The organism is Halanaerobium saccharolyticum (assembly GCF_003259895.1).
GTDB classification, from domain to species: Bacteria; Bacillota; Halanaerobiia; order Halanaerobiales; family Halanaerobiaceae; genus Halanaerobium; species Halanaerobium saccharolyticum_A.
This window is the reverse complement of sequence record NZ_QLME01000027.1, coordinates 1-12,700: the sequence shown is the minus strand read 5'-3', so window position 1 is coordinate 12,700 and position 12,700 is coordinate 1. Positions and strand designations below refer to the sequence as shown.

Below are 12,700 nucleotides of genomic sequence, written 5' to 3'. Positions count from 1 at the left end.
CTGGGAGCAGTTTTTTTAAATTATTTTTTTTCTTTTAGAAGTTGATTAATAAACTGTTTTGCCGAACGTCCTGAACGACCATTATTCCATTTGCTCCACTGAAGAGCTTTGCTTCTTAAAGTTTTTTTTGTCAGGTTTAAACCTGACTGAGCAGCCAGTTCATTTACTATGGTTAAATATTCAGCTTGAGTAGGATTGTTATACATTAAGGTCAGTCCAAATCTTTCGCTAAGTGATAATTTTTCATTTAAAATATCATTTTCGTGGACTTCAGATTCTCGATCCTGCCATTTTTCTCTGACCAGATGTCTGCGGTTACTTGTTGCATAAAAGAGCACATTTTCGGGTTTTGATTCTATACCACCTTCCATTACTGCCTTTAAATATTTGTAGTCAGTTTCAAATTCTTCAAAAGAAAGATCATCCATAAAAATAATAAAATTAAGACCTCGCTGATTTAAATATTCAAGAATCTCTGGCAGCTCTTTAATTTGAGAACTGTTGATTTCTATTAGTCTCAGTCCCTGCTGATAATATTTGTTTAAAACCGCCTTAACAGAGGAAGATTTTCCAGTACCACTGTCACCATATAATAATACATTATGAGCCTGGTAACCTTCTAAAAAGCTTTCGGTGTTTTCTATTAACTTCTGTTTCTCCTTTTGATAGGCAATTAATTGATCAAAGGTAATAGGGTCGGGATTATTTACTGCCTTTAAAGTATTCTGCTGCCAGAAAAAGGCTCTACTTTGATTTAAAAGTCCAACACCATAATTCTGATAAAATTTAATTAAGTTATCTAAATTTTCCCCTGGGGAATTAGACCTAAATAGTTGTTGCAAGTCTTTTAGATTATAGGGCATTAATTCTGAGTCTGTAATTTTAAAGCTATTTAAATTTGTAAGTCTGCTTTGATTTAAATGTTTTAGAATATCCTGAAAAGAGAAAGAAAATAAGTTGTTAATTATTTCAACATCATTTAACGCAATCTGATAAAGACTGTCTTCGCGGTTAATTAACTTTTTTTCTGCTCTTAAAGTAAATACATTTTCAGCAGCACAAATTTTTAATTTAAGGTAATTATGCCAGAGATCACCACTAAGCCCCTGATTAATACTCAGTTCTATTAAGTTATAAATTAGATCACTTAGATTTGATCTGGAATCATTTTCTGCTGTTAAGCAGTTCTTTAACTTTAAAATAATTTCAGCTTCTTTAATATTTTTAAATAGTATTATTTTTTCACTTTCCTGTAAAGCAATTTTAAAATCATTCTTCTTCAAATTTGATTCCTCCTTAACTACTCTAATTAAACACAATTATATCAGATTTGAGATAAATTTTACAAAAAAACAGAAAAAAATTCTTAAAAGACTTGCAAATGTCAGAATAATGTATTAAGCTATAAATAAGAAAGAAACAGAAATAATATTTTTTTGCCAATTTGTGCAAACGATTGCGCAATGATTTTATATAACAAAGATTTTCGGTTGAGAGGAGATAGTAAAATGGATAATAGTGAAGCCTTACTGCAGGGTAAAAGCAGAGATAACAGTAGTGATTACCATAAATTAAGTGGTATTTTGAATTATGAAATAAAGAATAATGAGATTAGGTTAAATTTTAAACATGCCAGTCTGGCAATCAGATTTTTAACTGCTGATATTTTTAGAGTTATTATGGCACATTCAGATCAGAAAATTAATTATAAAAGTACTGAGGCAGTTATTGAACATAATTTAACTTATGATGACTTTATTTTTAATGAAAAAGATAGTGAATTAATTATTAAAACAGATAATTTAGTTCTTAAGCTTAAGAAAGAAAATTTTCTGCTTGAAGTATTTAATAAACAGGGGAAATTAATTCATAAAGATCACAATGAATATGCTCTGGGCTGGAAAAAACAAAAAGTTAGAGCCTGGAAATCATTTGAACAGAGTCAAAGATTTTATGGTCTAGGAGAGAAAACAGGCTGGCTTGATAAAAAGGGTAGAATATATGAGATGTGGAATCATGATACTTTTCTTCCTCATGTCAGTGATACTGATCCCTTATACCAATCAATACCATTTTTAATAGCTTTTAATCCCAAAAATAGTTATGGTATTTATTTTGATAATTCATATAAGAGTTTTTTTGATCTGGGAAGTGAAGGTCAGGACTATTTTTCCTTCTGGGCAGAAGGGGGAGAGCTGGATTATTATTTTATTAATGGTCCTTCATTAAAAGAAGTAGTCAGCAAATATTCTCAAATAACTGGTACTATGCCTCTACCACCCAAATGGTCACTGGGTTATCATCAGTCACGCTACAGTTATTATCCCCAGGCTGAAGTTGAGCAGCTGTTAAAAACTTTTAGGGATAAAGAAATTCCATGTGATGCTTTTCATTTTGATATTCATTATATGGATCAATATAAAATTTATACCTGGGATGAAGATCGCTTTCCAGATCCTGAAGCAATGTTTTCCAAGATGGAAGAAAATGGAGTTAAAGCCGTTACAATTATTGATCCCGGTGTAAAAAAAGATCCCGAATATAAACTTTATCAGCAGGGTATGGAAAATGATTATTTCTGCAAATATCTTGATGGCAAAGTGTTTATAGATAAAGTTTGGCCAGGAAATTGTGCTTTTCCAGATTTTACTCAGTCAAAGGTAAGAGACTGGTGGGCCGGCCTGCAGAAAGATTACACAGACCTTGGAGTAAAAGGAATCTGGAATGATATGAATGAACCGGCTGCTTTTAATAAATCTGATACCATGGATGTTGAGGTGATGCATCAGAATGATGGTGATTCTGGTACCCACCGCCGTTTTCATAATTTATATGGATTTTTAGAAAATAAGGCAACTTTTGAAGGTTTAAAGGAAAGTCTGGATAATGAGCGGCCTTTTGTTTTAACCAGAGCTGGCTTTGCAGGTATTCAGCGCTATTCTGCTGTCTGGACCGGAGATAACCGGAGTTTCTGGGATCATATTAAACTTGCTATGCCGATGCTGATGAATATGGGACTGTCAGGTATTACATTCTGTGGTACCGATGTTGGAGGTTTTACCGGTAACAGTAATGGTGAACTTTTAACCCGCTGGACTCAGATGGGAGCTTTTGTCCCTTTCTTTAGAAATCACTGTGAAGTTAGAGCTGTTTCTCAGGAACCCTGGTCCTTTGGAGAAAAATTTGAAAAGATTATTAAAAAATATATTGAATTAAGATATAAATTTATAACACATATATATAATCTCTTTTATCAGGCTTCCAAAACAGGAATTCCGCTTATGAGGCCTTTAATTATGGAATTTCCTGCTGACAGGCAATGTCAGAATCTCTCAGACCAATTCATGGTTGGAGATAGTGTTCTGGTGGCTCCAGTTTATCAGCCTGATAAAGATAAGAGAATGCTTTACTTACCTGAAGGAAAGTGGATTGATTTCTGGACAAAAGAAGTATATCAGGGAGAAGAACATTTAATAGTGGATGCTCCTCTGGAGAAAATGCCAATTTTTATTAAGGCAGGCAGTATTATTCCCTTAAATGATAAGTTAAACTATATTGGAGAAAAGGAGATTGAATGTCTGGAGTTAAATGTTTTCTTAAATGAGGAAAATAATCTAGGTAGTTATGAACTTTATGATGATGATGGTCTTTCCTATAATTATGAAAATGGAGTTTATAACATTACTGAATTTAAATATCAATATACTGATAATCAGATAATATTTAATATAGATAGGAAGGAAAAAAACTATCAGCAGGAATTTAAAGATTATAAGATGATTTTCAATAATTTAAATAAGGATCCTCTAAATATCTATGTTGATGGTAATCAATTAAGTGAGTTTAATTACTCTGATAACAGACTGGAATTTAAAGTTCCAGTTGTTATAAATAAAATTACCATTGAATTAAGTTAAGTTTTACAAATTAAAAGGAGGAATTATTAATGAGAAAGTCAATTTTTACTGTTTCAATTTTAGTTTTAGCCTTATCTCTAATCTTTTCTGTAGGTGCTGCTGCTCAACAGGATCTCGATAAAAAAGAGCTTACAGAAAAAGTAACACTTAAGTTATGGGAAGCTGACGAGGAAAGAATCGATACTGAAATTTTAGATCCACTAATCAAAAAATTCGAAAACAAATTTCCTAATGTTACCGTAAAAAGAACACACGCCGGCAGTGTTGAGGATTTAAGACAGAATACTCAAACTGCATACATGGGTGGTCAGGGTCCAGATGTAGTATTAAGTCCTTTTGACCATATGGGACCATTCTCCATTATGGGACTTGCTCAACCATTAGATGACTTAATGAGTCAGGATATGAAAGATAAGTATATTGATGCAGCTCTTCCTGGTATGAGCTTACGTGGAGAAACTTATGGTGTGCCTGTAACTATGGGTAATCACTTAATGTTAATGTACAATAAAAACATTGTAGATCAAGCTCCAGAAACATGGTCTGAATTAATTGAAGTAGCTAAAGCAAATACTATTGATGAAGATGGTGATGGCCTGGTTGATAAGTATGGTTTAGCTTATAATTTGAATGAACCATTCTGGTGGGCTGCATTCCACGGTGGTTTTGGTGGTTGGGTATTTGATGAAGAATATAATCCAACTTTAAATACTGAAGCAACAGTTGATTCTTTAGAGTTTGTTCATTCACTTAAATTTGAGCATGAAATTGTACCTAAAGAATCTGATTATGACCTGATGGACAGCTTATTTAAAGAAGGAAATGTTGCCTTTATTATTAATGGAGACTGGTCAATTGAAGGTTATAAAAGTGCGAAAAATGTTGATTTAGGAGTTGCTCCAATTCCTAGATTCGAAAAAACTGGTAAATATGGTCAGCCAATGACAAGTGGAAAGGGATTTATTGTTATGTCAGGTTTAGCTGAGCAAAAGCAAATTGCAGCAATTAACTTTATTGATTTCATGACAAGTACTGCTGCCCAGGAATTATATGTTGAAAATAATTTCCTTCCAAGCAATGACCAGGCTTATGGTTTACCTCAAATTCAAAATGACCCAATAATGAAAGGGTCTGCTGAACAGCTGAGAAATGGTAAAGCCATGCCTGTAGTTCCAGAAATGAGAGGTATCTGGGATGCTGTTAGACCAGCTTTACAGAGTGTAATGAGTGATGATTTAGCACCTGAAGCTGCTGCTGAACAAATGCAGCAGGAAGCTGAAGAAAATATTAAAAGTATGCAGTAATTCTAATAAAATTAAAAGAGGGGACGCCCCCTCTTTTTCTTTTTTAAATTTTTAGGAGGTAATTAAATGAGTCAACCTGATCAAAACTTGAGGTTTACATCATCATTAGCAAGTTTTTCACTTAAAGACTTCTGGAGAGAACATAAATTTTCTTATTTGATGCTGCTGCCGGCCTTTATAGTTGTATTATTTGTTGTTATTTATCCATTTTTTTATAATTTTAGATTAGCATTTTCAAATCTGAATATGTACAATATGAGGCAGTTTATACAAAGTGATCAACTCACTTATATTGGGATTGATAATTTTATTCAAATAATAACTGAAAGTTCGTTCTGGATTATTCTATTGAGAACAGTTGCCTGGACAGTTATTAATGTTGTAGCCCATGTAAGTTTTGGAATATTTTATGCTATTATACTTGATCGAGATTTAATGTTTAAATCAATCTATAGAACTTTACTGGTTATCCCCTGGGCAATACCTCAGTATATTGTGGTTTTAGTCTGGAAAGGAATGTTTAATTACCGTTATGGAGCGGTTAATTTACTGCTGAGAAAAATAGGTATACCAGGAATTGCCTGGTTGAGTCAGGCAAATACAGGATTTAGCGCTGCCTTAATTGTTAATATCTGGCTTGGAATTCCCTTTATGATGATGATTGCTCTCGGGGGTCTGCAGAGTATTGATCCTAATTTTTATGAGGCCGCCGAAATCGATGGTGCAAGCAACTGGCAGCAGATTAAACATATAACCTTACCATTATTAAAACCTGTTATGTTACCTGCAGTTATACTGGGAGTTGTCTGGACATTTAATAATTTAAGAGTAATTTACTTATTAACTCAAAACACTCTTACAAATAAAATAGATATTTTAGTTACTCATGTTTACCGTTCCGCTTTTGAATTTTATCGTTATGGTTATGCGGCAGCATTTTCTTTAATTATTTTTGTGATTTTACTTGTTTGGGCAATTAGCTTTATTGATTATATTAATGCAGACTAAAAGGAGGTTCTTAAATGTCAGTAAAAAAAGATAGTAAATGGAAGAAGATTATTTTTCATATAATTTTATTAATTTCTGTAGTTATTGCTGTTTACCCGGCATTAAGAGTTTTTGGTACATCCTTAAGACCTGGTGACTCATTACATTCAACGAGTCTTGCCATTATTCCTGATAATGCAACTTTTGAGGCATATAGAACCTTAATTTTTGATAAGGGATTTTTAATCTGGTTAAGAAATTCACTTTTAGTTACTTTTTTTACTGTAATTATTGGTGTTTCACTGGCCTCAACAGCTGGTTATGTCTTTTCTCGCAAAAGATTTCCAGGTCGTAAATCTGGTTTAACATTCTTTTTATTAACTCAGATGTTCCCTGCTACAATGCTTTTGCTACCGATGTATATATTATTATCTCAATTTGGCTTAACACAGCAGACGATAGTGGTTCCCTTTTTAGGAATGGCTAAGGCTCATATTGGTTTGATAATTATGTATTCTTCTACCGCCCTACCCCTCTGTGTCTGGCAGATGAAAGGTTATTATGATACCATTCCCGAAAGTCTGGAAGAAGCAGCATTAGTTGATGGTTTAAATCAATTTCAGGCTTTTTATATGATAATACTTCCCCTTGCCAAACCAGCACTGGTAATTACAGCTCTATTTTCTTTTATGACAGCCTGGAATGAATATATGGTGGCCAGGGTTGTAATGACAGACAATAGTTTATATACTTTACCAGTTGGTTTAACTAATTTAGCAGGTCAGTTTAATACTGCCTGGGCACAATTTGCCGCAGCTTCAGTATTAATTATGCTGCCAGTTATGGCAATTTTTCTCTTACTTTCTCGTTTCTTAGTGGGAGGTTTAACCCTGGGTGGAGTAAAAGGATGATTTTTAATTATTATACAGCACTAGCATTGCATAAAAATATTTAAGAAAAGTCAAGTTTTATTTTTAGCGAAAATACTTGCTTAAAATAGAAAAACTCCTATAATTGGGATTAGGATAGCCTTTGTCCAAATCCCAATAAATAAGGAGCAAATACTATGGACAAAATATCACAGAAATCACATTTAATCAACTACTTGTTTTATAAATTTTAATTTATTTTCAAAAATTGTTACTGAACTTGAACTGGATAAATATACCAAAAAACTTACAACTAAAAAGTTATTTCAAATTTTACTCTATGGTCAGCTTGAATCTGTATCTTCTCTCGGTAGTTTAAGCATTGATGTCAGCAATAAATATAATTTACAAGCAGTCCAGACATCTTTTTCAGCATCAAATACTTCAACAACATTAGCAGTATACAACATTACTATTATACTTAAAACGATATGTTGCATCAGGATCACTGGGGTTTTGAAGAATATCTGAATCCAATTTTCTTGCATCTTTAGCTTCAATATTATCTGGATCAAGGTCATCAAAATTATCATGATCAGTCTCTCCGAGCATTCTTTTTAGAAATTTAAATTCTTCAGTTTCTGATATTTTAGAAGCACTTTCTAAAGCTGTTCTGTAGAGCATCTGTGATTGTTTTAAGAGAAAATCAAGTTTTGATTCACTTTCTTTATCTCTGGTTTTGTAGATGATCTCATTTTTATGATCTTTATCTAAATAGCTAAGACTGCTTTCAGGTATTGCAGCTTTATCTAGTTGATTGAGCTTTTTGATTAAATTAGTATTAACAGTATATACCAGTTCTATTTTTGACAGATTTTTGCAGGAAGAAGCAACCATAAAGGAATCAACTCTAACTTTTTCGTTATCAATCTTTAAAGTTTGAGCGATAAGTTCAGAAAGTGATTTTACTTCTTCTTTAATTAAATCTCAAGCAGTTTCTTTTTCATAAGCATAAACTCTTTTTCTGAAATTCGGAAAAATATTAATTGAAACTGGAGGTTTTTCTTCACTGGTCAGACAAAGAGCATACTGAAATCTATCATAAAAGTAGATAGAAGCTAAAAGCTCTGCATCAGAAAAACCAAAGATTTCTTTTAGAATTAAAGCTCCAATGATTACATTAACTGGAGAATTAGGTCTGGATAGTTTATCAGAATACAGTACTTCAAATCTATCCTCGTCAATTGAAGGGAATATCACCTGCTGAAAAGGATAAGTCTAGCTATCTTCAAATATTTTCTTAAGATATTCTGGCATATCTAAGACAGAATCATTAAAAGACAGTTGTTGAAATTCATTTTTAGAAAACACAAAAGCACCCCAATTAGTATTATTTGTTATACTAATTATACATATAATCCTGTTATATCAGCGATTATAGGACTTTTAATAGCTTTTATTATTGTTCTAAAAGACTTTACTTATTATTTATATTTATATGAATTGGAAAATATTATATGCTTTTTGTGTTGAGATCATATTAAATAATAATTATTTTTTTAAAATTTGTGCAAACGATTGTGCAAACAAAAATAAAAAAGGAGGTGATAACTATTAAAGGGTGATGTAATATAGACAAATTGGTTATAAAAAATTCAAAAATTTGAAAGGGGTTAAATATTTTATGAAAAAAACTATAACAATTTTAGCTGTTCTAATGTTTTTGACATTTTCTTTATCAATAAGTGCTTCAACTCTTTCTGATGTGCCTTCTGATCACTGGGCATATGATGCTATTAACAATTTGATTGCCAGTGGAATTATTGAGGGATATTCTGATGGTCAATTTAAGGGCGGAAATTCTATGAATCGTTATGAAATGGCTGTAATAGTGAATAGAGTTTTAAAAGAGATTACTGATGAAATAGATAAGAATAATCAAAATTTAAGTGAAGGTGAAGCGGAAGATGTTACAGTTATAGTTAAGGAAATATTAAATAAGAGAAATTCTGATGATAATAACATAAGTGATGCTGAGGCTGAAGAAGTAAAAAATATTATTAAGTCTCTGACAGCTGAATTTGAAAGTGAACTCGAAGTAATTGGTTCTGATATTTCTGTTTTAAAAGAAAGTGATGCAAAGCAGAATACAAGATTAGATACTGTTGAGGAAAAGCAAAGTCGTTGGGAAGGTTTTGAGTGGCACGGATATGCCCGTTCTGGTTATGTGATGAATGCCAATGGAGGTTCGACAGATCAGAGACTTCCTAGCGATTTTAGACTGGGAAATGAAATGGATACTTATTTTGAACAAACAGTTTCTAATAAGATGACTACTAATTCTGGGGCTTGGATGAAAGGTCAATTTACTTTTGCCCATTCTAATGATTTAAATGGAACTTATGGTATATGGGAAGATGGAATCGCAGTTAGAGAAGCTTTTATAGAAGGTGGAGGTTTTGATTTTGCACCTGAAGCTAATTTTTGGGCTGGTGGTCGTTTCTACGGTAGAAACGACATTCATATTACAGATTTTTACTGGCGAGATATGAGTGGATATGGTGCTGGAGTTAAGGGAATTAAATTTAGTGATTTTTCTATGGATTTAGCTTTTATTGGAGAGTCTGAAGGTACTGTATTTGAAAACGTTGGGGAAAAGTCACAACAAAATATCGATATAAGACTAAAAGATATTGAAGGTTTAGGTGGTTATTGGGAATTTGAATTAACTCCTTCTTGGTCAAATGGAGATGAAAACGAAGTGAATACAAAGGATAGAACTGGTATTCAAGCCGCAGCTGTTTATAACCGTTCTGACTTTTATGGTTTTACAAATGGAAACATGACAGCAGCTCTGCAGTATGGAGATGATTTAGGATCTAATGTAGGTTCTTCATATGGTTTAGATAAAAATGAAGAACAAAGCTCTGTCAGATTATTAACTTATGGTTTAACTTCGATTAATAAAAATTGGGATGTTATGCCGCAATTTGTCTATCAATTAGATCAAGATTATGACGGTAAAAATGATAAAACTAATATTACTGCTGGTGCCCGTTTTGTAAATTACTTAACTGATAATTTTGCAATGCAATATGATATTGGTTATGATTATACTGATATTGATGACCAAGGAGATTATAAGGTAACTAAGTTAACTATTGCTCCTACAATTAAATTAGAAAGTAATTTCTGGAGCCGTCCTGAGATAAGAATTTTTGTAACTCATGCTTTTGGTGATGAGTACAAAGATGATGCAAAAACTGATTCTGTTTTTGCAGATGAATTTGATGAGGATAGTGGAACCGTTTATGGTGTTCAATTTGAAGCCTGGTGGTAAAATTTAAAAATGTTCAAATCAAAAACCCTATTTCTAATTATTTTATTGGAATAGGGTTTTCATCTATAATTAAAATTTTCTTGTATTTGTTTTTACAGCAGCTGTAGTTGCCAGTAGATCCAGCCTTACATTTTATTTTAAATAATTTGTGTAGTTTGTAATTGAAAATAGGGATAAAAAGTGTTTAGAAAATATATTGGCATTGATTCTACTATATTACTTTTATTAGTATTTTGTTGTTTTTTCAAGGTTAATGAAGTATATACTGCTTATAATTTCTGGGATCCGGGGGAATTTAGGCAGAAAGATAGTACCAGAACAAAATATGGTACGAAAAAAGAGTTATTGCTGTTATGAGCCAAGAAATATTTCAGTAACCAGGACATGATTTTTACCAGTAAATGAGTAAAAGAACAGTAATAAAGAGTAAAAATTTTCGAGTTAAAAAGTCCCTTTAATTCAACTTGAATTCGGCAAGTAAAAATACCGAATCCAGTTATGATAGTCTTTAAACAGTAAATCTAGTTCAAATTTTTTTGAATAAAAAAATAGAATCTCCTTAAGGTTTGTGGTAAAATGTTTTTAACACAAAAACCATACCAAAACCAAAAAGGAGATTCTGATATGAGTTTACCACAAAACAACACTAAAATAAATAGTTTTAACAAATTAAATATTCCAGCTAAATTTGATAGTGAGACAGTGTCTAGTTGTCCAGCTTTTTCTTACCTGGAAGCTGCTAAATCCAGTATAGATTTTAAATCTTTAATTTCGGATAATATTAGCTATCAAAAAGCACCTAATGCAACTTATCAACCCAATGATATCTTGGATTTTATGGTTGATGCATCTATTCTGGGGTATTCCCGCTTTTCTCATTATGAAAATCTTAGAGAAGATGCAGGATATCTAAAGATTAAAGATTTTAATGTTCCCAGTGAAAAAGTATGTCGTGATCTTCTGAAAGCTATGCCTGAAGAAAGTGTAAATGAACTGAGAGAACTTAATAAAAATCTTCTCGAAACAATTGCTAAAACACAGCCTGCTAAAGAAGTGATACTCGACTTTGACGATACAGTCTGTACCGTTTTTGGTAATCAGGAAGGTTCTGCAAATGGATATAATCCAAGATATAAAGGCAGACCATCCTTTAAAGAAAAAGTGGGTATCATATCTAAAACTGATAAACTACTTAACCTGACACTGGAAGAAGGTACTCATCACAGCAACCATGAATTCCTTATCCTGTATTGAGACTCTACCTGAAAGCTGGTATCTAAAAAGAATCAGAGCAGATAGAGGTTTCTTTGATCAGAAAAACTTCAGATATTGTGAAGATAACGGTATCGAATATGTCATTAAAGCTAAAATGCAAAATGGTATCAAAAAGATTATTGATTATGTCAATGAAAATCCAGATCAGTATCCCTGGGTCAAAATCGATAACACTTTTAGTGTTACTGAAATTAGAGTACCACTAAAAAGCTGGGATAGAGAACGCAGATTTGTCTTAATCAAAAAGTCTCTTCCCAAATATAACAAAAATGGACAGATGCTCTTTGAAGAATTTACCTATGAGTATCAGGCTATCGTCACTAATGTAGACTATCTAACAGCTGAAGAAATATTCAATGACTACAACCAACGCTGCAATATTGAAAACAAGATTGACGAGCTGAAAGAAGGCTTTGCTTTTGACCAGAACACTCAGATTAATCGCAAATGTAATGAGCTGTATTTGCTGATTAAAATGATTGCTTTTAACCTTAATAATTGGTTTAAAAGAACTTTCTTACCTGAAAATATGCATCATCATGAGATAACAACTCTAAGAAGGATCTTTTACAAAATAGCAGGTAATATCTGCGGCAGCGGCTGGTACAAACACATCCGCTTTGCCCCAAATAAACTGCTGGAAAAAACAATTATACATCTTAGAAAAGCATTAACAGATTTTAGAAAGAAGGTGGTGCTAAATTAAAACCACCAGTACAGTTTAGACTAATTTTTAAACTATGAAAACCATAGTTTAGTTAAGTGCGTCTAAAATCTGGAAGCTGGACAATTTATTTAACTGGTTATTTAAATTAAGACTAAATATTTGATTTTAATAGATTGAAATGATTTTTTAACGGCAAAAATCTAAAAAGAACTACTTTAACTTTTTACTTGCCGAATTCAAGTTCAATATTTACATTTAGGACATTTGTCCGGTCCTATTCTTCCTGATTCTTAGTATTTCAAATTGATCTATTATTTATCGTTATCAGAATCAAAATATTC

The 12,700-nt window shown here is 32.2% G+C and carries 9 protein-coding genes and 1 pseudogene; 7 read left to right on the top strand and 3 right to left on the bottom strand.

Annotated features, from left to right (window positions below; genetic code table 11):
• Positions 1-20 precede the first annotated feature (20 nt).
• Entirely contained in the window at positions 21-1,283 is a 1,263-nt protein-coding gene (locus tag C7958_RS13305; RefSeq protein WP_111573169.1) for an ATP-binding protein, read from the bottom strand.
• A 225-nt stretch (positions 1,284-1,508) separates the two neighbouring features.
• Between C7958_RS13305 and C7958_RS13300 the strand changes: the two genes are divergently transcribed.
• From C7958_RS13300 to C7958_RS16150, 5 genes are all read left to right on the top strand, one after another.
• Positions 1,509-3,917: a glycoside hydrolase family 31 protein gene (locus tag C7958_RS13300; RefSeq protein ID WP_111573168.1), complete on the top strand. Its 2,409-nt coding sequence runs from the start codon at positions 1,509-1,511 to the stop codon at positions 3,915-3,917.
• A gap of 29 nt (positions 3,918-3,946) precedes the next feature.
• On the top strand, positions 3,947-5,221 hold the full coding sequence (locus C7958_RS13295; RefSeq protein ID WP_111573167.1) for an extracellular solute-binding protein: 1,275 nt from the start codon (positions 3,947-3,949) through the stop codon (positions 5,219-5,221).
• A 66-nt stretch (positions 5,222-5,287) separates the two neighbouring features.
• Entirely contained in the window at positions 5,288-6,229 is a 942-nt protein-coding gene (locus tag C7958_RS13290) for a carbohydrate ABC transporter permease (RefSeq protein WP_111573166.1), read from the top strand.
• 14 nt (positions 6,230-6,243) lie between these two features.
• Positions 6,244-7,119 (top strand): sugar ABC transporter permease, encoded by an 876-nt coding sequence (locus C7958_RS13285; protein WP_111573165.1) that lies wholly within the window; start codon positions 6,244-6,246, stop codon positions 7,117-7,119.
• A 201-nt stretch (positions 7,120-7,320) separates the two neighbouring features.
• The gene (locus tag C7958_RS16150; protein ID WP_111573195.1) at positions 7,321-7,608 is read left to right on the top strand and encodes a DUF4372 domain-containing protein; all 288 of its coding nucleotides are present in this window, start codon (positions 7,321-7,323) and stop codon (positions 7,606-7,608) included.
• Here C7958_RS16150 and C7958_RS13275 read toward each other — a convergent pair.
• Together C7958_RS13275 and C7958_RS13270 are read right to left on the bottom strand one after the other, a co-directional pair.
• Positions 7,531-7,974 (bottom strand): hypothetical protein, encoded by a 444-nt coding sequence (locus tag C7958_RS13275; RefSeq protein WP_111573164.1) that lies wholly within the window; start codon positions 7,972-7,974, stop codon positions 7,531-7,533. The two genes, C7958_RS16150 and C7958_RS13275, sit on opposite strands and share 78 nt — an antisense overlap.
• 90 nt (positions 7,975-8,064) lie before the next feature.
• Positions 8,065-8,337: a transposase gene (locus C7958_RS13270; protein ID WP_111573163.1), complete on the bottom strand. Its 273-nt coding sequence runs from the start codon at positions 8,335-8,337 to the stop codon at positions 8,065-8,067.
• Positions 8,338-8,761: 424 nt separating this feature from the next.
• Here C7958_RS13270 and C7958_RS13265 point away from each other — a divergent pair, with 424 nt between their 5' ends.
• Positions 8,762-10,417 carry a carbohydrate porin gene (locus tag C7958_RS13265; RefSeq protein WP_111573162.1) on the top strand — a complete coding sequence of 552 codons (1,656 nt, stop codon included), beginning with the start codon at positions 8,762-8,764 and terminating at the stop codon, positions 10,415-10,417.
• Positions 10,418-11,041: 624 nt separating this feature from the next.
• Positions 11,042-12,398: pseudogene (locus C7958_RS13260) on the top strand (IS1380 family transposase).
• Positions 12,399-12,700 lie beyond the last annotated feature (302 nt).

Bases quoted from the DNA above. Each gene is read 5' to 3' on its own strand.
- C7958_RS13290 (WP_111573166.1), top strand. From the start codon at position 5,288: ATGAGTCAACCTGATCAAAACTTGAGGTTTACATCATCATTAGCAAGT.
- C7958_RS13295 (WP_111573167.1), top strand. From the start codon at position 3,947: ATGAGAAAGTCAATTTTTACTGTTTCAATTTTAGTTTTAGCCTTATCT.
- C7958_RS13300 (WP_111573168.1), top strand. From the start codon at position 1,509: ATGGATAATAGTGAAGCCTTACTGCAGGGTAAAAGCAGAGATAACAGT.
- C7958_RS13265 (WP_111573162.1), top strand. From the start codon at position 8,762: ATGAAAAAAACTATAACAATTTTAGCTGTTCTAATGTTTTTGACATTT.
- C7958_RS13285 (WP_111573165.1), top strand. From the start codon at position 6,244: ATGTCAGTAAAAAAAGATAGTAAATGGAAGAAGATTATTTTTCATATA.
- C7958_RS13275 (WP_111573164.1), bottom strand. From the start codon at position 7,974: ATGGTTGCTTCTTCCTGCAAAAATCTGTCAAAAATAGAACTGGTATAT.